At 66.6% G+C, this 22,034-nt stretch carries 21 protein-coding genes; 10 read left to right on the forward strand and 11 right to left on the reverse strand.

Going from position 1 to position 22,034, the window contains the following annotated elements:
* Positions 1-53 precede the first annotated feature (53 nt).
* Positions 54-2,792, reverse strand: a complete 2,739-nt coding sequence (gene mutS, locus ACIIOY_RS10680; protein WP_411034638.1) for a DNA mismatch repair protein MutS — start codon at positions 2,790-2,792, stop codon at positions 54-56.
* Between the two features lie 114 nt (positions 2,793-2,906).
* Between mutS and ACIIOY_RS10685 the strand changes: the two genes are divergently transcribed.
* Positions 2,907-5,192 carry an NADP-dependent malic enzyme gene (locus ACIIOY_RS10685; protein WP_411034639.1) on the forward strand — a complete coding sequence of 762 codons (2,286 nt, stop codon included), beginning with the start codon at positions 2,907-2,909 and terminating at the stop codon, positions 5,190-5,192.
* Between the two features lie 91 nt (positions 5,193-5,283).
* Here ACIIOY_RS10685 and olsB read toward each other — a convergent pair whose 3' ends face one another.
* The 5 genes from olsB to ACIIOY_RS10710 form a co-directional block, all read right to left on the reverse strand.
* Complete coding sequence (gene olsB, locus ACIIOY_RS10690; protein WP_411034640.1) at positions 5,284-6,162, reverse strand: l-ornithine N(alpha)-acyltransferase; 879 nt, start codon at positions 6,160-6,162, stop codon at positions 5,284-5,286.
* Between the two features lie 106 nt (positions 6,163-6,268).
* Positions 6,269-8,557: a hybrid sensor histidine kinase/response regulator gene (locus tag ACIIOY_RS10695; protein ID WP_411034641.1), complete on the reverse strand. Its 2,289-nt coding sequence runs from the start codon at positions 8,555-8,557 to the stop codon at positions 6,269-6,271.
* A 56-nt stretch (positions 8,558-8,613) separates the two neighbouring features.
* Complete coding sequence (gene lspA, locus ACIIOY_RS10700) at positions 8,614-9,105, reverse strand: signal peptidase II (RefSeq protein WP_411034642.1); 492 nt, start codon at positions 9,103-9,105, stop codon at positions 8,614-8,616.
* The gene (locus tag ACIIOY_RS10705; RefSeq protein WP_411034643.1) at positions 9,102-9,956 is read right to left on the reverse strand and encodes a TrmH family RNA methyltransferase; all 855 of its coding nucleotides are present in this window, start codon (positions 9,954-9,956) and stop codon (positions 9,102-9,104) included. The genes lspA and ACIIOY_RS10705 overlap by 4 nt, the downstream gene beginning before the upstream one ends.
* Complete coding sequence (locus ACIIOY_RS10710; RefSeq protein WP_411034644.1) at positions 9,953-11,047, reverse strand: class I SAM-dependent methyltransferase; 1,095 nt, start codon at positions 11,045-11,047, stop codon at positions 9,953-9,955. The genes ACIIOY_RS10705 and ACIIOY_RS10710 overlap by 4 nt, the downstream gene beginning before the upstream one ends.
* 131 nt (positions 11,048-11,178) lie before the next feature.
* Between ACIIOY_RS10710 and ACIIOY_RS10715 the strand changes: the two genes are divergently transcribed.
* Positions 11,179-11,628: an SRPBCC family protein gene (locus ACIIOY_RS10715; protein ID WP_411034645.1), complete on the forward strand. Its 450-nt coding sequence runs from the start codon at positions 11,179-11,181 to the stop codon at positions 11,626-11,628.
* On the opposite strand, the gene ACIIOY_RS10720 is transcribed toward ACIIOY_RS10715, so the two are convergent.
* The 3 genes from ACIIOY_RS10720 to sppA form a co-directional block, all read right to left on the reverse strand.
* A complete protein-coding gene (locus tag ACIIOY_RS10720) occupies positions 11,629-11,973 on the reverse strand; it encodes a DUF1049 domain-containing protein (protein ID WP_411034646.1) in 345 nt (114 codons plus the stop codon).
* 87 nt (positions 11,974-12,060) lie between these two features.
* Positions 12,061-12,378 (reverse strand): integration host factor subunit beta, encoded by a 318-nt coding sequence (locus ACIIOY_RS10725; protein ID WP_411034757.1) that lies wholly within the window; start codon positions 12,376-12,378, stop codon positions 12,061-12,063.
* A gap of 10 nt (positions 12,379-12,388) precedes the next feature.
* The gene (gene sppA / locus ACIIOY_RS10730) at positions 12,389-13,339 is read right to left on the reverse strand and encodes a signal peptide peptidase SppA (protein WP_411034647.1); all 951 of its coding nucleotides are present in this window, start codon (positions 13,337-13,339) and stop codon (positions 12,389-12,391) included.
* A gap of 241 nt (positions 13,340-13,580) precedes the next feature.
* Here sppA and lptC point away from each other — a divergent pair, with 241 nt between their 5' ends.
* From lptC to ptsN, 6 genes are all read left to right on the forward strand, one after another.
* Positions 13,581-14,252, forward strand: a complete 672-nt coding sequence (lptC, locus tag ACIIOY_RS10735; RefSeq protein WP_411034648.1) for an LPS export ABC transporter periplasmic protein LptC — start codon at positions 13,581-13,583, stop codon at positions 14,250-14,252.
* Positions 14,253-14,259: 7 nt separating this feature from the next.
* Positions 14,260-14,820, forward strand: coding sequence for an LptA/OstA family protein (locus ACIIOY_RS10740; protein WP_411034649.1), 561 nt, complete (start codon positions 14,260-14,262; stop codon positions 14,818-14,820).
* 27 nt (positions 14,821-14,847) lie between these two features.
* Complete coding sequence (gene lptB, locus ACIIOY_RS10745) at positions 14,848-15,645, forward strand: LPS export ABC transporter ATP-binding protein (RefSeq protein WP_411034758.1); 798 nt, start codon at positions 14,848-14,850, stop codon at positions 15,643-15,645.
* A gap of 139 nt (positions 15,646-15,784) precedes the next feature.
* Positions 15,785-17,332, forward strand: coding sequence for an RNA polymerase factor sigma-54 (gene rpoN / locus ACIIOY_RS10750; RefSeq protein ID WP_411034650.1), 1,548 nt, complete (start codon positions 15,785-15,787; stop codon positions 17,330-17,332).
* Between the two features lie 248 nt (positions 17,333-17,580).
* Positions 17,581-18,156, forward strand: coding sequence for a ribosome hibernation-promoting factor, HPF/YfiA family (gene hpf / locus ACIIOY_RS10755; protein ID WP_411034651.1), 576 nt, complete (start codon positions 17,581-17,583; stop codon positions 18,154-18,156).
* 75 nt (positions 18,157-18,231) lie between these two features.
* Positions 18,232-18,696 (forward strand): PTS IIA-like nitrogen regulatory protein PtsN, encoded by a 465-nt coding sequence (gene ptsN, locus ACIIOY_RS10760; RefSeq protein ID WP_411034652.1) that lies wholly within the window; start codon positions 18,232-18,234, stop codon positions 18,694-18,696.
* 235 nt (positions 18,697-18,931) lie between these two features.
* Here ptsN and grpE read toward each other — a convergent pair whose 3' ends face one another.
* A complete protein-coding gene (gene grpE / locus ACIIOY_RS10765; RefSeq protein ID WP_411034653.1) occupies positions 18,932-19,555 on the reverse strand; it encodes a nucleotide exchange factor GrpE in 624 nt (207 codons plus the stop codon).
* A 90-nt stretch (positions 19,556-19,645) separates the two neighbouring features.
* Positions 19,646-20,722 (reverse strand): heat-inducible transcriptional repressor HrcA, encoded by a 1,077-nt coding sequence (gene hrcA / locus ACIIOY_RS10770; protein WP_411034654.1) that lies wholly within the window; start codon positions 20,720-20,722, stop codon positions 19,646-19,648.
* 157 nt (positions 20,723-20,879) lie between these two features.
* Between hrcA and rph the strand changes: the two genes are divergently transcribed.
* Together rph and ACIIOY_RS10780 are read left to right on the forward strand one after the other, a co-directional pair.
* Entirely contained in the window at positions 20,880-21,596 is a 717-nt protein-coding gene (gene rph / locus ACIIOY_RS10775; protein WP_411034655.1) for a ribonuclease PH, read from the forward strand.
* 13 nt (positions 21,597-21,609) lie between these two features.
* Positions 21,610-22,026: a VOC family protein gene (locus ACIIOY_RS10780; protein WP_411034656.1), complete on the forward strand. Its 417-nt coding sequence runs from the start codon at positions 21,610-21,612 to the stop codon at positions 22,024-22,026.
* Positions 22,027-22,034 lie beyond the last annotated feature (8 nt).

Raw genomic sequence — 22,034 nt, forward strand, 5'->3', positions numbered from 1 at the left:
TTCGGTTCGCATGCCTATAGACCCTTTCAGCACGCGAGGACAAATCCTAGCGGCTAGCGATTGCCAAGTTCTTTCTTCAGCGCATAGAGCGCGTCCAGCGCCTCGCGCGGCGTCATGTCGTCCGGATTGAGGCCCTTCACCAGTTCCTCCACCTTCGACGGGGCGGCGCCGCGATGCGCCTCCTCGCGGCGCACAGCGACCTGGAACAGCGGCAGGTCGTCGATGAGCTGGCTTGCCGGGTTCTTGCGGTCCGCATCCTCCAGCTTGGCGAGCACGTCCCTGGCGCGCGCCACGACCGAGGGAGGAAGGCCGGCAAGGCGCGCCACCTGGATGCCGTAGGAACGGTCCGCCGCGCCTGGGCCGACCTCGTGCAGGAAGATCACGTCGCCGTCCCATTCCTTGACCCGCATCGTGGCGTTGGAAAGGCGGGAAAGCTTTTCCGACAGCACGGTCAACTCGTGGAAGTGGGTGGCGAAGAGGCCGCGGCAGCGGCTCGCCTCGTGCAGGTGCTCGACGGCGGCCCAGGCGATGGACAGGCCGTCGAAGGTCGCCGTGCCGCGGCCGATCTCGTCCAGGATGACGAGCGAGCGGTCGGTCGCCTGGTTGAGGATCGCCGCCGTCTCGACCATCTCGACCATGAAGGTGGAGCGGCCGCGGGCAAGGTCGTCCGATGCGCCGACCCGCGAGAACAGCCGGTCGACGATGCCGATATGGGCGCTTTCGGCCGGCACGTAGGCGCCCATCTGCGCGAGGATGGCGATGAGGGCGTTCTGGCGCAGGAACGTCGACTTGCCGCCCATGTTCGGGCCGGTGAGCAGCCAGATCGCGCCGTGGCCCTTGCCGTCCTTCGGCGAGAGGTCGCAGGAATTGGCGACGAAGGCCGCCCCCTGCTGGCGGCGCAGCGCCTGCTCCACGACAGGGTGACGCCCGCCGACGATGGCGAACATCGTCGAATTGTCGACGACGGGCCGGCAATAGGCCTGCTCCTCGGCAAGCGCGGCAAGCCCGACGGAGACATCGACGACGGCAAGCGCCCGCGCCGCTGCCTTGATGGCCTCGGCCTCCGCCACGACCGCCTCGACGAGGCCGTCGAAGGCGGCAAGCTCGATGGCGAGCGCCCGGTCGGCGGCATTGGCGATCTTGGTTTCCAGCTCCGAGAGCACCGTCGTGGTGAAACGCATGGCGCCGGCCATGGTCTGGCGGTGGATGAAGCGCGCCTTGGCCGCGTCGCCGTCCGTCAGGGCCGAAGCGTTGCCGGCAGAGACCTCGATGAAATAGCCGAGCACGTTGTTGTGCTTGATCTTCAGCGACCTGACGCCCGTCTCCTCGGCATATTGCAGCTGGAGGCCGGCGATGACGCGGCGCGACTGGTCGCGCAGCGCGCGCATCTCGTCCAGCTCCGCATCCGCCCCTTCGCGGATGAAGCCGCCGTCGCGCTTGAGGAGCGGCAGCTCGTCGGTAAGCATGACGGCGAGGCGGTGCGAAAGATCGACCGGCAGGGCGGCGATGGCGGCGCGGGCGGCCGCGAGCTCGCCGTCGAGCTCTTCGGCCGCCATCAGCCGCGCGATCTCGGCAGCGGTCGAAAGGCCGTGCAGGATCGCGCCGAGATCGCGCGGGCCGCCGCGGCCGAGCGCGATGCGCGAGAGCGCCCGCGGCATGTCGGGAAGCCGCTTCAGCGCCGAGCAGAGGTCCTCGCAGAAGGCGGGGCGGTCGGCGAGCGTCGCGATGGAATCGAGCCGGGCATTGATCGCCTCCGGATCGGTCAGCGGCGACATCAGCCGTTCGGCGAGCAGCCGCGCGCCGCCGCTCGTCACGGTACGGTCGATAGCCTTCAGGAGCGTGCCGCTGCGCTCGCCGGAAAGCGTGCGCACCAGCTCGAGGTTGGCGCGGGTCGCCGGATCGATGAAGAGCGTGGAAGCCGAGCTTTCCCGCTCCGGCCGGCCGAGCGGCGGGCGCTCGGCGATCTGCGTCTTCTCCACATAGGCGATGGCCGCGGAGGCGGCCGCCAGCTCGGCGCGCGAGAAGGTGCCGAAGCCGTCGAGCGTGGAGACGCCGAAATAGCGGGCGATGCGCCCTTCCGCCGTCGCACTGTCGAAGAGCACCGCCGGCTGCGGCACCGCCACGCGCCCGACGACATCCAGGACGGGGCGGAATTCCGGGTCGTGGAACAGCGTATCCGGCACGATCAGTTCGCGCGGATCGATGCGCAGGATGTCGGCGAGCAGCTGGCCCTGCGCCGTTTCCGACACGCGGAAGATGCCGGTGGAAATATCGATCCAGGCGAGCGCCATGGCGGGCTCGGCCCCGCCGCGGATGCGCGCGACGGCCATCAGGTAGTTGGCGTCCGACGGCGAGAGCAGCTTTTCTTCCGTCAGCGTGCCGGGCGTCACGAGCCGCACGACGTCGCGGCGCACCACCGATTTCGAGCCGCGCTTCTTCGCCTCGGCCGGATCCTCGACCTGCTCGCAGACGGCGACGCGGAAGCCGAGCGCGATCAGTTTCTGGAGATAGTCGTCCGCCGCATGCACCGGCACGCCGCACATCGGGATGTCGAGCCCCATGTGCTGGCCGCGCTTCGTCAGCGTGATGCCGAGCGCGCGGGCGGCATCCACGGCGTCCTGGAAGAACAGCTCGTAGAAATCGCCCATGCGGTAGAACAGCAGGCTGTCGGGATTGGCCGCCTTGATCTCGATATACTGTTCCATCATCGGCGTCGCCGAGGCGCGGCTTTCGCCGCTGGCGAGCTCGGCCGTCGACAGGATATCGTTCGGGCGCACGATCTGATCGTTCACGGAGAGTCTGTTCTTCCTAAAAAAGAGGTGTCACCCTAGCCATGCAGCGATATAGAAAACAACACCTGCGTGGAGTTACGGGCCTATCGCCCACAGGAGTGTGAAGGGGGGAGCATGCCGGGAACCGACAAGTCAGACCGCCAGAGGGCAACCGTCACGGACACGGAAGCGCTGGATTTCCACGCTTCCGGGCGTCCCGGCAAGCTGGAAATCTCGCCGACCAAGCCGATGGCGACGCAGCGCGACCTCTCGCTCGCCTATTCGCCGGGCGTCGCCGTGCCGGTGAAGGCCATCGCCGAGAACCCGGCGACAGCCTACGACTACACGACGCGCGGCAACATGGTCGCCGTCATCTCGAACGGCACGGCCATCCTCGGCCTCGGCAATCTCGGCGCGCTCGCCTCGAAACCCGTGATGGAAGGCAAGTCGGTGCTCTTCAAGCGCTTCGCCGACGTCGATTCCATCGACCTCGAGGTCGACACGGAGAACGTGGACGAGTTCATCAACTGCGTGCGCTATCTCGGCCCCTCCTTCGGCGGCATCAACCTGGAAGACATCAAGGCACCGGACTGTTTCATCATCGAAAGCCGCCTGCGCGAGCTGATGGACATCCCGGTCTTCCACGACGACCAGCACGGCACGGCGATCATCGCCGCGGCCGGCCTCATCAACGCGCTCGCCCTGACGGGCCGCGACTTCAAGACGACGAAGCTCGTCTGCAACGGGGCGGGCGCGGCCGCCATCGCCTGCATCGAGCTCATCAAGGCGATGGGCTTTGCGCCGGAAAACGTCATCCTGTGCGACACCAAGGGCGTCATCTACCAGGGCCGCGAGGACGGCATGAACCAGTGGAAGTCGGCGCATGCGGTGAAGACCGACCGCCGCACGCTTGCCGAGGCCATGGACGGCGCCGACGTCGTCTTCGGCCTTTCGGCCAAGGGCGCGCTTTCGGAGGACATGATCCGCTCCATGGCGCCGCGGCCGATCATCTTCGCCATGGCCAATCCCGACCCGGAGATCACGCCCGAGGAGGTCGCCCGCATCCGCGACGACGCGATCGTCGCGACGGGCCGCTCGGACTACCCGAACCAGGTGAACAACGTCCTCGGCTTTCCCTACATCTTCCGCGGCGCGCTCGACGTGCGCGCCTCGACGATCAACGACGCGATGAAGATCGCCGCCGCCGAGGCGCTTGCAAACCTCGCCAAGGAGGACGTGCCGGACGACGTCGCGGCCGCCTACCAGGGCGTGCGGCCGCGCTTCGGGCCGCAATACATCATCCCCGTGCCGTTCGATCCGCGCCTCATCTCGGCGATCCCCGTCGCCGTCGCGAAGGCCGCGATGGAAACGGGCGTCGCGCGCAAGGAGATCGCGGACCTCGACGCCTATGCCCGCGACCTCAGGGCCCGGCGCGACCCGATCGCCTCGACGCTCCAGCAGATCTACGCCCGCGTGCGCCGGCAGCCCAAGCGCGTCGTCTTCGCCGAGGGCGAGGAAGAGCAGATGATGCGCGCCGCCGTCTCCTATGCCAACCAGCAGCTCGGCACCGCGATCCTGCTCGGCCGCGAGGAGCGCATCCGCGAAACGGCCGAACGCGCCGGCATCGACCTCGACCGGCCCGGCATCGCGCTGGTCAACGCGCGCATCTCGACGCGCAACAACGTCTATATCGACTATCTCTACGCCCGGTTGCAGCGCAAGGGCTTCCTCTTCCGCGACGCCCAGCGCCTGATCCACAACGACCGCAACCACTTCGCGGCCTGCATGGTGGCGCTCGGCGACGCGGACGCGATGGTGACGGGCCTCACGCGCAACTATTCGACGGCGCTGGAAGACGTGCGCCGCTGCATCGACGCAAAGCCCGGCCACCGGGTCATCGGCGCCTCGCTCGCGCTGTGCCGCGGCCGCGCCGTGCTCGTCGCCGACACCGCCGTGCACGACATGCCGTCCTCGGAGGAACTGGCCGACATCGCCGAGGAGGCGGCCGGGCTTGCCCGCCGCCTCGGCTACGAGCCGCGCGTCGCGATGCTCGCCTACTCCACCTTCGGCCATCCTTCGGGGGAACGTTCCGAGCGGGTGCGCGAGGCGGTGAAGATCCTCGACCGCCGCCGCGTCGATTTCGAGTATGACGGCGAGATGGCGGCGGACGTCGCGCTCAACCCGCGCATCATGGAGCAGTATCCGTTCTGCCGCCTTTCCGGGCCCGGCAACGTTCTCGTCATGCCGGCGTTCCACTCGGCCTCGATCTCCACCAAGATGCTGCAGGAACTCGGCGGCTCGACGGTCATCGGCCCCCTGCTCGTCGGGCTCGACAAGTCGGTGCAGATCGTCTCGATGGGCGCGAAGGACAGCGACATCGTCAACATGGCGACGCTCGCCGCCTACAATTCCGGCGCCTGATCCATAGAAAACGCCGCCCGTCCCGGAGGTCGGAGACGGGCGGCAAATCAGACTATGCTGACCTTCATGAAATACATTTGGCGCCTGGCGGCTAGCTGGCGAAGCGCCCCGCGTCGGCGCCGTAATAGTTGAGGTAGCGGCCGGAAATCCTGCCGATCGGCAGGACGATCAGCACATCCGTCGTATTGAAGGCATGGTCGACGACGGCGCCGTTGCCGACCGCCGCGCCGAGCCGCAGGTAGCCCTTGATGAGCGGCGGCATGCCGGAGAGCGCCTTGCGCGCGTCGACGCCCTCGACCGGCATCAGGTCCATGGTGCGGAAGAGCTCCGGCCGGGCCGAAACGCTCCATTCGTCCCTGGCAAGGACATTGTGGTGGAGGAAGGAGAGCGCCAGCGCATGTTCCTCCGGCACGATGCCGTGGAAGGAGGCGCAGCCGAACATGACGTCGACGCCGTGCTTGAGCGAATAGGCCCAGGCGCCCTGCCAGAGCACCTCCACCGTACGCTTGGTGCGGTAGGCCGGCAGCACGCAGGAGCGGCCGAGCTCCATGAAGCGCTTGTCCGGGTGGCGGGCGATCAGCGCATCGACGTCGAACTCCGACTGGGAATAGAAGCCGCCCGAACCTGCGGCCACATCCTGCCTCAGCAGGCGATAGGTGCCGACGATCTGCTCTTCCGCATCGCCCTCGATCGAGGTGTCGAGCACGAGCAGATGGTCGCACACCATGTCCCAGGCGTCGATGTCGCGTTTGCGGCGAACCGCATCGGGCGCAAGCCTGGCATTCATCTCCTCGGCGAAGACGCGGTAACGCACGGCCTGGGCGGCGTCGATCTCGGCGACGGAGCGGGCGATGCGCGTTTCCAGGTTGCCGATGCGGCCAAGCACATCCGTTCCCGAACGGCCGGCGACGGGGGCCGGCTGCTGGGCGATCTCCGCCGGAGCGATGGTCTGTGCGAGGTCGAGCGTCATGGAAGCCTACCCGTTGAGCGAAACTGCGTGGGTTTAACCACGATTCTGCAACAGGATAATGACGTAAGGCGGCCTTGGATAGCCTGACGCGCATGCAGCCTGCGCATCAGGCGGTGGCACGGCGCAGAAGCCTTTCGATTTCCGCGATGAGCCGCACGGGGTCGGCCGGCTTGGCCAGCACCGCATCGGCCCCGGCGGCCAGAAGCTCCTCGCGAAGGCCGGCACGGCTGTCGGCCGTCAGCACGACGACCGGCAGGGGCGCATTGCCGTAGTCCCGCTGGACGATGCGGGCGATCATCTCCTTGCCGTCGCCGCCCGGCATGCCGAGATCCGTGACGATGAGATCGGCCGCGAACGGCCCCGCGTCCGTGGCGCCGGCAAGCGCGGAGACAAGAGCCGGATAGTCCGGCACATGGCGCACCGTATGGCCTGCGCGCTCCAGCACGGCGCGCACCAGCATGGCGTTCACCGGATCGTCCTCGGCAAGCAGGATGCGGGCACCGGCCGCTTGGGCCGGCGCGGGAGCCGTCTGCTGCGGCAGGTCCTTCAGGATCGGGCGGTTGTCGTTGATCGCGTCGCGCACCTCGACGCCCTTCATGCGGCCGCGCAGGACCTCGACCAGCGAACGCTCGCGCAGCGGGCGGATGAGCCAGGAATCATAGCCTTCGCCGTTGCCGAGCGCCCGGCCGCCGCGCTCCTCCGGATTGACGAGGTAGATGCGGCGCGCGCGGCTGTCGCGGAAATAGCCGACATCGGCAAGCTCGCGGCGGAAGGCGCCGGCAAGGCGGTTGTCGACGATGATGTCGGTGAGCTCCGCCTTGCGGCCGGAAAGAAGCTGGGCAAGGTCGAGGGCCTCGTCGACGGAGGCGGCGGGATGGCAGGTGCCGCCGAGCGCATCGATGGTGCGCACCAGCGCCTTCGAGGCCGGCCCCGCGGGCGCGAACAGGAAGACCAGGCTGCCCGCCAGCATGCCGCTGCGCGCGCCGCCGGCAGCCGTTTTCGTGCGCAGGTCGACCGGCATGCGGATGGTGAAGGTGCTGCCCTTGCCGGGCGTGCTTTCCAGCGTCAGGGCCCCGCCGGCCTCGCTCAGGATGCGGGCGGAGATGGCAAGGCCGAGGCCGGTGCCGCCGCTGCGCTGGGCGGCGCTGCCGGTCTGCTCGAACTCCTCGAAGATGCGGGCCTGCTCCTCGGCATTCATGCCGGGACCGGTATCGGTGACGCGGATGACGACGGCGCCGCGATCCAGCGTGGTCTCGAGCGAGACGCCGCCGGCATGGGTGAACTTCACGGCATTGCCGACGACATTATAGAGGACCTGGCGCAGGCGGGGCGCATCGTAGAGGAGAAGGCCCGGAACCTCCGGCGAGACGAAGGAGCCGATCTCGATGCCCTTTTCGTGGGCGCGGGGCGAAAGCATCTCGACGACGCTTTCCAGCATCGGGCGCACCGGCTCTTCCGACGGGCGGAGCTGGAAGCGGCCGGCCTCGATGGTGGAGAAATCGAGCAGGTCGTCGACCAGCTGCACGAGGGCATGGCCGGACTGCCGGATGCCGGCGAGGTAGTTCTTCTGTTCGGCCGTCAGCCGCGTCTGGCCGATGAGGTGCGACATGCCGAGGATGCCGGAGAGCGGCGTGCGGATCTCGTGGCTGACGGTGGCGAGCAGGCGGGACTTCGCCGCGCTCGCCTCCTCCGCGCGCTGGCGGGCGCGTTCGCGCTCGCCTTCCGCGCGGCGCTCTTCCGTCACGTCCCGGGCGATGGAATGCACGACGAGCTCGCCCGAGGCGGGATCGCGCACGGTGACGTCGTGCCAGGCGTAGACGCGCTTGCCCAACGGACCGTCCACGTCGACATCGTAGCGATGGGCGGTCGCCTGCGAGCGGAAGGTGAGGCCGAGCGCCTCGCAGGTCTTGCCTTCGACATCGGCGATGCCCGTCAGCGCGCCGAGCACGGCATTGGCCTTGAGGATGCGGCCGTCGAGCGCGCGCATGACGACGATATCGCCGAGCACGTCGTGGATGGCCGAGAGGATCTGCGAGGTCTCGCTGCGCTCCCAGGAGCGGTCGCGCGCGGCTTCCAGGCCTGCCGCCGGGCGGCGCGTCCGGAAGAGGAAGGCGGCCCCCGCGATGCCGGCAAGGCCGAGGCCGACGGCGGCCACGTAGAAACCGGCCGCCACGCCGGTCGCGAGCACCAGCGCTGCCAGCAGCAGGCCCACGCCGGCGATCGCGCTGCGGACCGTCGCCTGGCCTTCCGGTTCGGGCGGCGGCGCCGCCGGCCGCGCATCGACATCGAGGCGATCGCGCGCCGTGTCCGTGCCGGAACGGGTGCGGGCGGAACGACGCGGCGCTTCGGCAAATTCGGCCTTCAGCCGCTTCTGTAGCTTGACGGGTTCGCTCATGACGGTCCGATTAGCACACGGACCGTTCAAATCGGCTTCAGCAAGTCGCTCAAATTTTAGCTTTTCGCGCGGCGCAGCAGCAGGAGCTCGTCAAGGATGACGAGGCCGGCGCCGATGGTGATGAAGCTGTCGGCGAGGTTGAAGACGGCGAAGGACCACGTCTGCGTATAGAAGAGGACGTAATCGATCACGTAGCCGAAGAGCGCCCGGTCGATGAGGTTGCCGAAGGCGCCGGCGATGATGAAGGCATAGCCCGCATGGGCAAGGCCCCTCGCCTTCGGCGTCTGGCGCCAGAGCCAGATGACGAAAGCAACGACGAAGAGCCGGAGCGTCACGATAAACCAGCCCTCCATGCCGGACAGCATGGAGAAGGCGACGCCGTAATTGTAGGTGCGGTAGAGCGCCAGCATCGGCACCACGTGCACGGCCTCCTGGAAGGGAAGCCAGGCCTCGACGGCGAACTTCACCGCCTGGTCGAGGAGCAGCGCGACCAGGATGAAGACGATCACCGGCATCGGCCGCGACATCAGGGGAATGCGTTCGTTCATGGGCGCTCGTCCAGCGTCAGGAGATGGCGGCGCGCCTCGAAGAGCATGACGCCGGTGGCGATGGCGAGATTGAGCGAATCCGCGCGGCCCGCCTGGGGGATGCGGGCGAGCGCGTCCGCCGCGCGGGCAAGCTCTTCCGGCAGGCCGGACTGCTCGTTGCCCATCAGGAGCACGACGGGTTTCCTGCGGTAATCGATCGTGCGGTAGTCGACGGCGCCGGCAAGATGGGTCGCGACGACCGAGACGCCCGCCCCCTTCTTCCATGCAAGGAAGTCGGCCGGGGTGGTCTTGACCAGCGGCACGGCGAAGACCGAACCCATGGTGGCGCGCACCGTCTCCATCGAGAAGGGGTCGGTCGTCTCGCCGATGAGGATGACGCCGCCCGCGCCCGCCGCGTCCGCCGTGCGGATGATCGTGCCGAGATTGCCGGGATCGCGCACGCGGTCGAGCGCGACATAGGTCTCGCCGGCCTTCGGCTTGACGTCCTTGAGACTCGTCCAGCGTTGCCCGAAGATGCCGACGACCATCTGCGGGTTGTCGCGCCGGGTGATCGAGGAAAGCACCTTCTCGCTCACCTCCAGCACCAGCCCGCCGCGCGCCACCGTCTTCGTCGCGACCTGCACGACCTGCGGCTTCTCCTTGACGTTCTTGGCGTAGACCAGCGTCCTGATCTCGAAGCCGAGCTCCAGCGCATCGATGACGAGCTTCAGGCCTTCCGCCATGAAGCTCCTGGTCTCGTCGCGCTCCTTCTTGCTGGAAAGCGCCTTGATGTCCTTGACGATCGGGTTGGAGAGGCTCGTGACCTCCTTCACCTGCCCGACGCGGCGCGTTGCGGAATGGTCGTGGCTCATGCGCTGATCCATCGGCTGAAAAGGGAGGTGGAGAGCGCGCGGCCGGCCGGCCCACCGTCCGGGCCGCTCTCGCGGATGACGAGCTCGCCCGATTCCACCGTGCCGCCGGCCCCGCGCATCGTCTCGCGCATCAGCTCGTGGATGGAATAGAAGCTCGCACGGATCGAATAGGCGGTCAGCACGAGGCCGATGGCCTTCGGCGACAGGATCTCCCGGCAGACATCGAGCATCAGCGGCAGGTGGTCGAAGAGCTGCCAGACCTCGCCGTTCGGGCCGCGGCCGAATTTCGGCGGGTCGGTGAGGATGATGTCGTACTTGCTGGCGCGGCGCTCCTCGCGCTGGATGAACTTCATCGCGTCCTCGCAGATCCAGCGGATCGGCAGCTTCTCCATGCGGCCGAGCGCCTGGTTCTCGCGCGCCCAGCCGATCGCCTTCTTCGAGGCGTCGACATGGGTGACCTCGGCGCCCGCAGCCGCCGCGACGAGCGAGGCGACGCCGGTATAGCCGAAGAGGTTCAGCACCTTGACCGGGCGCCCCGCCGTCTCGACCTTCTCCTGCATCCAGCGCCAGTGGGCGAGCTGTTCCGGAAACACGCCGACATGGCGGAAGGCGGTGAAGCGGCCGTGGAAGTCGACGCCGAGCAGCTGCATCGGCCAGGTCTCGCCGAGCGCGGCCCTGGGGAACTTCCAGCGCCCCATGCCGTCCTCATCCGTGTCGCCGGTGAAGACGGCGTCGGCCTTGTCCCAGAGGGCGGGCAGGCTGCGCTGCCAGAGCGCCTGCGCCTCCGGACGCACGATGCGGTAGGGGCCGTACTGTTCGAGCTTCTCGCCCGCGCCGCTGTCGATCAGGCGGTACTGGTCCGATCCGGCGGTCTCCAGGATCACCGGCACGCGTTCGGCAGGCTTTTCCCCCTCGCGGCGCATCAGGGGGCGGGCGGGTGCCTCGGGCGCCGGACGCGGCTCCCTTCCCGGCGCCGGCGTCTTGGCGACCGGCGCCCTTTGAGCTTGCGCCTTGGGAACCTGCGCCCTCGAAGCCTTCACCCTGGCGGGTGCGGGCGAGCCGCTCTTCGGCCGGCGGTGTCTGTCCTTCACGATCGATCGTCCGTCGTCGGTTGAAACTTGCCGGCAGCGCCGGAAAACGAGCGGTCCCCATACCATCCCTCCCCCACTTGGCAAAGCGCTTTCCGATCTGCGATAAATCGGAACGGTGAGGAGGAACGACCATGGACATGTCCGGCGAAGAACGCATTGCCGCGCCGCGCGACGCCGTCTGGGCGGCGCTCAACGATCCGGAGATCCTCAAGGCCTGCATTCCGGGCTGTCAGTCGCTCGTCATGAAATCGCCGGGCGAGCTGGAGGCGAGCATCAAGGTCAAGATCGGCCTGGTCTCCGCGACCTTCAATGGCGAGGTGAAGCTTTCCAATCTCAATCCGCCGGAGAGCTACACGATCTCCGGCGAGGGCAAGGGCGGCATCGCGGGCTTCGCCAAGGGCGGCGCCGACGTGCGGCTCACCGAGGACGGCGACGAGACCATCCTTGCCTATGACGTGAAGGCGCAGGTCGGCGGCAAGCTCGCCCAGCTCGGCTCCCGCCTCATCGATTCCACGTCGAAGAAGCTGGCGGCCCAGTTCTTCTCGGACCTCGGCGCCAGGCTGAACGGCGGATCCGCCTGATCATCGTCCCGAGGCCGGCACGACGGCCTGCGAGGCGATCGCCTCGGCGCGCGTGCGGTGCTTTTCGGCCTCCGAGTGCCACTTCACCGCCTCGCTCGCCTCGATGCGGGCGCGCTTGCGGTATTTGCCCTGCGTGAACCAGGTGATCAGCGCGCCGAGCACGAGGCCGAAGATCGTCGCGAGGAAAAGATAGACGAAGAAGGGCGCCGTGACGGAGAGCACGCTGTCCTCGGGCCGGAAGGGGTTGAGCGCCAGCGTCACGGATTGCCGGTTCGCCACCGACAGCACGATCAGCACGATGGCGATCGGGATCAGCACGAGGACGTTGACTATTCTCTTGATCATGGCGTCACCTTTCTGGCGCGAGGCGCCGGCAGGGCGCCCCTACCCTGTTTTTCGCAGAACCGCCTCGCACGTTGCGGCGGAACCGCTTCAGTCGTCCTGGTCGGCCTGGCCGGGATTGAGGCGCTCGCGCAGCTCCTTGCCCGTCTTGAAGAACGGGACCCACTTCTCCTCGACGAAGACCGCATCGCCCGTGCGCGGGTTGCGGCCCGAACGGGAAGGGCGGTTCTTGACGGAGAAGGCACCGAAACCGCGCAGCTCGACCCGGTTCCCGGCGGCGAGCGCGTCGGTGATCTCGTCGAGCACCGCGTTGACGATGTTCTCGACATCGCGGTGGTAAAGGTGGGGATTGCGCGCGGCGACAATCTGAACCAGTTCCGACTTGATCACTGTATCCCCCTTAAAAATTCTTGTCTTTTCAATCGCGATCAACCTGCCAAACCGAGACCAGACCGTCAAGAAACAACTTCTCGCCGGCCAGCTTTTCGATCGTCGGTTGAAGGTCGAGCGGCAGACCGAGGACGGAGCGGGCAAATTCGCGCAGGCTGCCGCCGATGAAGGGCAGGCCGGAACGGTTCGGCGCCTCGTAGTCGACGAAGGGCAGGTCGGCGGGCACCTTGCGCTCGTCGAGATAGGCGCGGACCGCCTCCGGCCCGCCGAGCCTGTCGACGAGCCTGGCCGAAAGCGCCTGGCGGCCGGTGAAGATGCTGCCGTCGGCGAGGCGCAGGACCTCGGCGCGGGGCAGCTTGCGGCGTTCCGCGACGAGATCGACGAACCAGTCGTAGCTGTCCATCACCATGGCGCGGATCATCGTCTTGGCCTCCTCGCTCGCCGGATGGAACGGCGAGGGCTCGGCCTTCAACGGCGCGGACTTGATCTCCTCGAGGGACACCCCGATCTTGTCCATCAGATCCTTCATCTGCGGATACTGGAAGAGCACGCCGATCGAGCCGGTGATCGAGCTCTCGCCCGCCACGATCGTGTCCCCGGCGGTCGCGATCATGTAGCCGGCCGAGGCGGCGAGGGTTCGCACGTCCGAAACGACCGGCTTCTTTTCCGCCACCTTGCGCAACGCCTTGAAGATGACCTCGCCGCCGTAGGTGGTGCCGCCGGGCGAGGCGATCGTCACGACGAGCGCCTTTGCCCGGTCGTTGCGGGCGATGCGGTCAAGCCGTTCCAGAAGCTCCGTGTCGTCCTGGATGATGCCCGAGATCTTCACCCTCGCGATGTGATCGCCCGCCCCGCTGCCCCGCCACTGCCAGGCGGCCGCGGCGAAGACGGCGACAAGCGCGATCAGGATGGCCGCAACGCGCCAGAAGGTGAGCTTGCGGCGCAGTTGCCGGCGGTCTGCTATGGTGGATTGGTCCATCTACTGTCCTCGATATTCCGTTCCCCGCACGATTCCCGAAAATATCGTGCGGAGCCTGCACGCCGATGACGGCTTGCAGAAAGCCCTATCGATATGGCATTCCCCGCACAAATGGCAAATCGTCGCCGAAGTTTCTTGGACATCCATTGTTTGTTCAGGAATAATCGCCATATGGGGCCCGTTATGGATACGGCCCGCCATACCCGCGGCGAAGGCCGGAGCTGAAACTCAAGCAGGCAGTATGCTGGACAGCGTGACAGAAGCACCGACGACGGGTGCACAGGGCATGGGCGTTTCCGCCGAGGCTTACCGCCTCGCGACGCGGCATTCCGCGCGCGTGCGCTTCCTGAAGATCGCCCTGCCCGTCGCCGCCCTGATCATCGGCGCGATCTTCGCGATCGTCTCGATCGTGCGCACCTACATCCCTTCCGAGCTCCAGGTCGAAAGCGCCTCCATCGAGGACGGCAAGATCGTGATGCGCAACCCGGCCATCGCCGGGCGCAACGACGACGGCATCAGCTACTCGATGAAGGCCGAGCGGGCGCTCCAGGACATGAAGCATCCCGACGTCATCACGCTGGAGAACATCACGGCGAAAATGCCCGTCAACGAGAAGACGGTCGCGGAGGTGATCGCCAAGACGGGCGTCTACGACCGCGGGCGCAACCTGCTCGACATGCTCGCGCCCTTCACCATCAACCTCAACACGGGCCTCGAGGCGGCGTTCCGTTCCGCCCACCTCGACATCAACGGCGGGACCATGTCGACGGACGAGCCCGTTTCAATCCGTTCGTCCGCCGCATCCATTGTTGCGCAGTCGCTGCGAATGACGGATAAAGGCCGGGTCGTCGTCTTTGAAGGCAAGGTCGTCGTCGACGTCGATCCTGCCGCCATCCGCAACCGAGAAAAGTAAGAGCGCCATGTCCGCCACTCTCTCCGCCCCCGTTCGGGCTGCCAGCCTCTTCGTTCTTGCCGCGGGCTTCGCGCTTGCCGCGGGCCACGCCGGCGCCCAGCAGACGTCGAGCCGAATGAAGGGCATGGAACTGTCGAACGACCAGCCGATCCAGATCCAGAGCGACAAGCTGGAGATCCGCGACCAGGAGAACAAGGCCGAATTCACCGGCAACGTGAAGGTCGTGCAGGGCACGACGACGCTGCAGGCCGGCAAGATGGTCGTCTACTACAAGTCCGGCGGCGGCTCGGTCGCCAGCGGCGATGCCGACATCGAGAAGATCGACGTCTTCGACAAGGTCTACCTGAAATCCGAGACCCAGGAGGCGACGGCCGATACGGGCACCTTCAACCTCGTCGACGAGACGCTGCTCCTGAAGGGCAAGAAGGTCGTGCTTTCGGAGGGCGAGAACGTCTTCGTCGGCTGCCAGCTCCATGTCACCATGCGCACCGGCGAAGCCAAGCTCGACGCCTGCGGCGGACGCGTCATGATCCAGCTCGACCCGAAATCCCGCAAGCAAACGAACTGATATAGCGCCTTCCCCGTGTCTTCCTCCCTGCTCACCCGTCTGACGCGCCGCCAGAAGAAGGCCGCGCAGGAGCCGCAGCGCAGCGTCGATCTCTCGCGCTACGAGGGGACCCTGATCGCCCGCGGGCTGACAAAGACCTACCGCGACCGCCGCGTCGTCAACGGCGTGTCGCTGGTCGTGCGCCGCGGCGAGGCCGTCGGACTGCTCGGGCCCAACGGCGCGGGCAAGACGACCTGTTTCTACATGATCACCGGGCTCGTGCCCGTCGACGAGGGCTCGATCGAGATCAACGGCCACGACGTCACGACGATGCCGATGTACCGCCGCGCGCGCCTCGGCGTCGGCTACCTGCCGCAGGAAGCCTCGATCTTCCGCGGCCTGACGGTGGAGGAGAACATCCGCGCCGTCCTGGAGGTGCACGACAAGGACAGGGCGCGGCGCGAGCAGAAGCTCGACAGCCTGCTTGCCGAATTCTCGATCTCGCACCTCAGGAAGTCGCCGGCCGTCGCGCTCTCGGGCGGTGAACGCCGCCGCCTCGAAATCGCCCGGGCGCTCGCCACCGACCCGACCTTCATGCTGCTCGACGAGCCCTTCGCCGGCGTCGACCCGATCTCGGTCGCAGACATCCAGGCGCTGGTGCGCCACCTCACCTCGCGCGGCATCGGCGTGCTCATCACCGACCATAACGTGCGCGAGACGCTCGGCCTCATCGACCGCGCCTACATCATCCATGCCGGCGAGGTGCTGACCCACGGCCGAGCGAACGACATCGTCAGCAATCCGGACGTTCGCCGCCTCTATCTCGGCGACAATTTCAGCCTTTGAGGCCTGCGGCCGCGATCTTCACCAAGTTTCCGGCCGCGACTTGACCAAACTTCTCAAAAAAGCAATTTTTGGGCCAGTTGGATCCTGTCGCCCCGCCATGACGGCCGAGGGGCGCTTTTCCGGGGAGTAAAGCGTCCGAATGGCACTCGCAGCCAGCCTCTTCCTGCGTCAAAGCCAGTCGCTGGTCATGACCCCGCAGCTCATGCAGTCGATCCAGCTGCTGCAGATGACGCATTTCGAGCTCAACCAGTTCATCGAGCAGGAAGTCGAGAAAAACCCCCTCCTCGAAGTCGCGCCGAACGACGACGGCCGCGGCGCCGACGAGCATTTCCCCGCGGGAGAGGAGCGCGGGCATGCCGAGAATGCGGGCTCCGACGAGGGCTTCCAGCCCGACCTCTACGATTCGGCCACCGCCGGCACCGCGGGCGGCGCAGCCGAAACCTTCGACGGCGGCCTCGACAACGTCTTTCCGGACGACGCCGGCCCGCGCGCCGCGGACGCGCCGGAACTCATCGGCCAGTGGAAGTCCATGCCGGGCGGCGAGGACGGCGGAGGCTACGACCTCGACGACTTCGTGGCGACCCGCAAGACGCTGCGCGACGTGCTGAACGAACAGATCCCCTTCGTCCTCTCCGACCCCGTCGACCGGCTGATCGCCCAGCATCTCGTCGACCAGCTCGACGAGGCCGGCTATCTCCAGGGCAGCACGGCCGAGACGGCGCTGCGCCTCGGCAAGCCCGTCGCCGAGATCGAGCGCGTGCTCTTCCGCCTCCAGGAGCTCGACCCGCCCGGCGTCTTCGCCCGGTCGCTCGGCGAATGCCTCGCGATCCAGCTAAAGGCTCTCGACCGGCTCGATCCGGCCATGGCCGCGCTCATCGACAACCTCGAACTGCTCGCCCGGCGCGACTTCGCCACGCTGAAGAAGCTCTGCGGCGTGGGCGAGGACGACCTGCTCGACATGCTGGCGGAAATCCGCAAGCTCGATCCCAAGCCCGGCACGCGCTACGAGACGGGCGCCTTAGAGGCCGTGGTGCCGGACATCATCGTGCGCGCGGCCCCGGACGGGACCTGGCATGTCGAACTCAACGCCGACACGCTGCCGCGCGTGCTCGTCAACCGCGAATACTATGCCGCCGTTTCCAGCCGCACGAGCCGCGACAGCGAGGACCACGCCTTCCTCAACGAATGCCTGCAGACGGCCAGCTGGCTGGCGCGCAGCCTCGACCAGCGCGCCCGCACCATCATGAAGGTGGCGAGCGAGATCGTGCGCCAGCAGGACGCCTTCCTCATGCACGGCGTCGACCACCTGCGCCCGCTGAACCTGAAGACGGTCGCCGAGGCGATCAAGATGCATGAATCGACGGTGAGCCGCGTCACCTCGAACAAGTACATGCTGACGCCGCGCGGCCTCTTCGAGCTCAAGTACTTCTTCACCGTGTCGATCGGCTCGGCGGAGGGCGGCGATTCCCATTCGGCCGAGAGCGTACGCCACCGCATCCGCACGATGATCGCGCAGGAATCCCCCGACGCGGTGCTCTCGGACGACGACATCGTCGACATCCTGCGCAAGGGCGGGGTCGACCTTGCCCGCCGGACGGTCGCGAAATACCGCGAGGCGATGAACATCCCCTCCTCCGTGCAGCGGCGCCGGGAAAAACGGGCGCTCGCCAAGGCGGCCGGTTCCTGAAACAAAGCCGGGGAAAGCCGCGTTCCACACCTCAAGAAGTTAACAGAGCCTCAATCCCGATTGACTTCGCCGTCGGGAAGGGCTAATGCGCGCCCCAATTCTGAAGAGAAGGCAGCCCGGAATTCCAGACATATTCCCGCTTTTTTGCAGCATGCGGCGCAAAATCCATCGCATGCGTGAAAAGCTTGGAACGTGGGTGAGGTTGGAATAGACTGTTGCGCGCAAATCACGAAAGAGAGGAAACCTCCATGAGTGTGCGTGTATCCGGTAAACATATGGAAATCGGCGAAACTTTCCGTCAGCGCATCGAAGAGCAGGTGGGAGAGGCCGTAACCAAATATTTTGACGGAGGATATTCGAGCCAGGTCACCGTGGAAAAAGCGGGATCGCGGTACAGCGCGGACTGCAAGATCCATCTCGATACGGGCATGGCCTTGCAGGCGAATGGCGAAGCAAACGACCCTCTGGCAGCCTTCCAGGCAGCCTCCGAACGGATCGAGAAGCGCCTGCGCCGGTACAAGCGCAAACTCAAGGCACACCACAACGGCAACGGCCACGACGCCTTTGCGGAAGTGGCCTACACGGTGATGGATTCGGTCCCCGACGAGGACGACGAGCTTCCCGAGGACTACGCGCCGACCATCGTCGCGGAAAGCACGAAGAAACTCAGGACCATGTCCGTCGCAAGCGCCGTCATGGCGCTCGACATGACGGACGAGCCGGTTCTTCTCTTCCGCAGCGCCGGGTCGGAGCAGCTCAATATCGTCTACCGACGCAACGACGGCAATATTGGCTGGATCGACGCAGCCAATATCAAAGGCTGAGTGACGGGAGCGTGGTGCCGGAAACGGCACCACATTTCCTAAGAAACCCTTCACGCAGCGCACGAGGACAAAAGCATGGCATTGGCAGGTTTGCTGCAGCAGAGTGCGATTATTCCGGCGATGAAGGCCAACTCCAAGAAGCAGCTGCTTCAGGAACTGGCGACAAAAGCGGCAAAGATCACCGGGATTCCGGAACGCGAGATCTTCGACGTTATCCTTCAGCGTGAGCGGCTCGGTTCGACCGGCGTCGGCAATGGCATCGCCATTCCGCACGGCAAGCTGAAGGAGCTTTCGCAGATCACCGGCCTCTTCGCACGACTCGAAACCCCCGTGGACTTCGAGGCCCTGGACGACCAGCCGGTCGACCTCGTCTTCCTGCTCCTGGCCCCGGAAGGCGCGGGCGCGGACCACCTCAAGGCTCTCTCGCGCATCGCCCGCGTGCTGCGTGACCCCACGATGGTCGCAAAGCTGCGCGCTTCCGACAATGAGAGCGCGATCTATGCCTGCCTCAGCGAGGAGCACGCGTCCAACGCGGCCTGAGGCGTCCGGCATGAAAAAACCGGCGGTTTGGGAACCGCCGGTCAATGTGTTGAAAACCTCGCCCCGCCCACTGCCGTCATCCTCGGGCTTGACCCGAGGATCCATGCGCCACCCGACGCAGGTGGATGCTCGGGTCAGGCCCGAGCATGACGGAGGAGAGGTTTGCGGCCCTGTTTCAGCAGCCTGACCGGCGGTTCTCGGACCGCCGGTTTTTCTTTATGCGCAAGAACGAGGATCAGGCCTGGGCAGCGCTCGCCTCGCCTGCGGGCGCCTTGGGGCCGCCCTTGGACACGCCGACCATCGCCGGGCGCAGCACGCGCTCGCCGATGACGTAGCCGGCCTGCACGACCTGGACGACCGTGTTGTTGGCGACATCCGTGTTCGGCACCTCGAACATGGCCTGGTGGAAGTTCGGATCGAACTTCTCGCCCATCGGGTCGAGCTTGCGCACGCCGTGGCGTTCCAGGGCGGCGAGCATGGAGCGCTCGGTCATCTCGACGCCTTCGGCCAGTGCCTTCAGGCCCGCATCGCCGCTTTCCAGGGCTTCCGCCGGAATGGCGTCGAGCGCGCGGCGCAGGTTGTCGGATACGGCCAGCATGTCGCGCGCGAAGCCGGCGACGGAGTAGGACTTGGCATCCTTCACGTCGCGCTCGGTGCGGCGGCGCAGGTTGTCCATCTCGGCGGCAAGGCGCAGATACTTATCCTTGAGGTCGGCATTCTCGGCCTTGAGAACCCCGATCGGATCGGGCTCGCCCGGGGCATCCGCCTCAACGGCGGCCTCCTCCGGGGCGGGCGCTTCCACGGCGGCGCTGTTCTCCGCCGCTTCGTCAGGTCCGTGTTTCTTGGTCTCGTCGGTCATGACGTACTCCGAATTGCATTTTGAGGGGTTGCGCCCGATATCGAGCTTTGGTCCTGAAAAATCAAGGGCCGGTGGCCGTATTACGCCCGTTCAGCGCGAAAGCCGCGACATGAGCTGGGCCGTATAATCCACCATGGGCACGATACGGGAATAGTTGAGGCGCGTCGGCCCGATGACGCCGACGGCGCCGACGATCTTCTCCTCGCTGTCGCGGTAGGGCGCGACGATGAGCGAGGAGCCCGAAAGCGAGAAGAGCTTGTTCTCCGAGCCGATGAAGATGCGCACGCCCGGCCCCGCCTCGGCGAGGTTCAGGAGTTCGATCAGGCTGTCCTTCCGCTCCAGGTCGTCGAACAGCATGCGCAGCCGGTCGATGTCCTCGGCGCCGGCAAGCCCTTCCAGCAGGTTCGCCCGGCCGCGCACGATGAGCCGCGTCGGCTTGCCGTCCTCAAGGCCGCCGGACCAGACCGCAAGCCCCCGCTCGACGAGGTCCTGCGAGAGCTTGTCGAGTTCGCGGCTGATCTCGCCGCGCAGCCGCTCCAGCTGCGCGCGCGCCTCGACCAGCGTGTTGCCGGCAAGGTGCGCGTTGAGGAAGTTCGCCGCTTCGGTAAGCTGCGAGCTCGTGACCCCCGCCGGCAGATCGATGATGCGGTTTTCCACCTGGTCATGGTCGCCGACGAGAACGACGAGCGCCTTCGTGGGCTCGAGCCGGATGAACTCGACATGCTTCAGCACGGCGTCGTTTTTCGTGGTGATGACGAGCCCGGCGCCGCGCGACATGCCGGAAAGCGCCTGGCTCGCCTCGTTCATCAGGGTTTCGACGGCGGCATGCTTCTGGCCGTGCGGGCGCACGTGGCGCTCGATCGAGGCGCGGTCCTCCGCCGAAATATTGCCGACCTGCATGAAGGCGTCGACGAAGAAGCGCAGTCCGAGCTGCGTCGGCAGGCGCCCGGCGCTGACATGCGGCGAGTAGATGAGGCCGAGTTCCTCAAGGTCGCTCATGACATTGCGCACGGAGGCGGGCGAGAGCGACATGGGCAGGATGCGCGACAGGTTGCGTGAACCGAGCGGCTCGCCGCTTTCCAAATAGCTTTCCACGATGCGGCGGAAGATTTCGCCCGAACGCTCGTCGAGCGCCGCCTGGCTGTCAGGACCCGGAGACCTCTTCAAAACCATCTTTCTGCTGCAACCCTGTTATCCGTCAGGAATATAGTGATTTCGCGGGACAGCGCAAAACGGATTTTCCGCGTGTCCGGCGCATCGCCATTCCCTCGCTCGGCGAACTGGTCTAAAGCAGCTTCCCAGATACCTCATACAGGAGTTCGCAATGCGGCCGTCCGGCAGAAAAACCGATCAGATGCGCAAGGTTTCCTTCGAGCGCAACGTTTCCAAGCATGCCGAAGGCTCCTGTCTCGTCAAGTTCGGCGACACGCACGTGCTGGTGACGGCGAGCCTCGAGGAGAAGACGCCGCCGTGGCTGCGCAACAGCGGCAAGGGCTGGGTGACGGCGGAATACGGCATGCTGCCGCGCGCCACCGGCGAGCGCATGAAGCGCGAGGCCGCGAGCGGCAAGCAGGGCGGGCGCACGCAGGAGATCCAGCGCCTCATCGGCCGGTCGCTGCGCGCGGTCGTCGATCTCGAAGCCCTCGGCGAACGCCAGATCACCGTCGACTGCGACGTCATCCAGGCGGACGGCGGCACCCGCACGGCATCCATCACCGGCGCCTGGGTGGCGCTGCACGATTGCCTGAAGTGGATGGAGGCGCGCAGCATGATCAAGGTGGAGAAGGTCCTCAAGGACCACGTGGCCGCGATTTCCTGCGGCATCTTCGCCGCCCAGTCGGTCATCGACCTCGACTATCTGGAGGATTCCGCCGCCGAGACGGACGCCAATTTCGTCATGACCGGCTCGGGCGGCATCGTCGAAATCCAGGGCACCGCGGAGGGCAAGCCGTTCACGGAGGAGGAATTCTCCACGCTGCTGGCGCTTGCCCGCAGCGGCATCGCCGAACTCGTCGCCCTGCAGAAGCAGGCGATCGCCTGACGAAAGGTTCCCCATGGCGGCCGCGATCGAAGGCATTCTCGAAACCGCGCTCTATGCGGACGACCTCGACGCGGCGGAGGCCTTCTACGGCGGCATCCTGGAGCTCGAAAGAATCACGCGGCAGGCGAACCGCCATGTCTTCTTCCGCTGCGGCCCCGGCGTCCTCCTGATCTTCAACCCGAAGGAGACCGTCAACCCGCCGCCGCCGGGTGCCTTTCCCGTACCGGTGCACGGGGCGGCCGGGCCTGGCCATGCCTGCTTCCGCGTGCCGGGGCCGGACCTTGATTTCTGGGTGAAAAAGCTCGAAGACGCGGGCATTGCCATCGAAGCGGATTTCCGCTGGCCGAACGGCGCCCGCTCCATCTATTTCCGCGACCCCGCCGGCAACAGCCTCGAATGTGCCGAGCCGGGCCTGTGGAACATCACGTAAGGACCACC

The sequence above is a fragment of the Shinella agrisoli genome, assembly GCF_046557955.1.
In the GTDB taxonomy this organism is placed as follows: domain Bacteria; phylum Pseudomonadota; class Alphaproteobacteria; order Rhizobiales; family Rhizobiaceae; genus Shinella.

Excerpts from the sequence above, each read along its gene's own strand:
- ACIIOY_RS10685 (WP_411034639.1), top strand. The coding sequence starts at position 2,907 with ATGCCGGGAACCGACAAGTCAGACCGCCAGAGGGCAACCGTCACGGAC.
- olsB (WP_411034640.1), bottom strand. The coding sequence starts at position 6,162 with ATGACGCTCGACCTCGCACAGACCATCGCTCCGGCGGAGATCGCCCAG.
- ACIIOY_RS10695 (WP_411034641.1), bottom strand. The coding sequence starts at position 8,557 with ATGAGCGAACCCGTCAAGCTACAGAAGCGGCTGAAGGCCGAATTTGCC.
- lspA (WP_411034642.1), bottom strand. The coding sequence starts at position 9,105 with ATGAACGAACGCATTCCCCTGATGTCGCGGCCGATGCCGGTGATCGTC.
- ACIIOY_RS10705 (WP_411034643.1), bottom strand. The coding sequence starts at position 9,956 with ATGAGCCACGACCATTCCGCAACGCGCCGCGTCGGGCAGGTGAAGGAG.
- ACIIOY_RS10715 (WP_411034645.1), top strand. The coding sequence starts at position 11,179 with ATGGACATGTCCGGCGAAGAACGCATTGCCGCGCCGCGCGACGCCGTC.
- ACIIOY_RS10720 (WP_411034646.1), bottom strand. The coding sequence starts at position 11,973 with ATGATCAAGAGAATAGTCAACGTCCTCGTGCTGATCCCGATCGCCATC.
- sppA (WP_411034647.1), bottom strand. The coding sequence starts at position 13,339 with ATGGACCAATCCACCATAGCAGACCGCCGGCAACTGCGCCGCAAGCTC.
- lptC (WP_411034648.1), top strand. The coding sequence starts at position 13,581 with ATGCTGGACAGCGTGACAGAAGCACCGACGACGGGTGCACAGGGCATG.
- ACIIOY_RS10740 (WP_411034649.1), top strand. The coding sequence starts at position 14,260 with ATGTCCGCCACTCTCTCCGCCCCCGTTCGGGCTGCCAGCCTCTTCGTT.
- rpoN (WP_411034650.1), top strand. The coding sequence starts at position 15,785 with ATGGCACTCGCAGCCAGCCTCTTCCTGCGTCAAAGCCAGTCGCTGGTC.
- hpf (WP_411034651.1), top strand. The coding sequence starts at position 17,581 with ATGAGTGTGCGTGTATCCGGTAAACATATGGAAATCGGCGAAACTTTC.
- ptsN (WP_411034652.1), top strand. The coding sequence starts at position 18,232 with ATGGCATTGGCAGGTTTGCTGCAGCAGAGTGCGATTATTCCGGCGATG.
- grpE (WP_411034653.1), bottom strand. The coding sequence starts at position 19,555 with ATGACCGACGAGACCAAGAAACACGGACCTGACGAAGCGGCGGAGAAC.
- rph (WP_411034655.1), top strand. The coding sequence starts at position 20,880 with ATGCGGCCGTCCGGCAGAAAAACCGATCAGATGCGCAAGGTTTCCTTC.
- ACIIOY_RS10780 (WP_411034656.1), top strand. The coding sequence starts at position 21,610 with ATGGCGGCCGCGATCGAAGGCATTCTCGAAACCGCGCTCTATGCGGAC.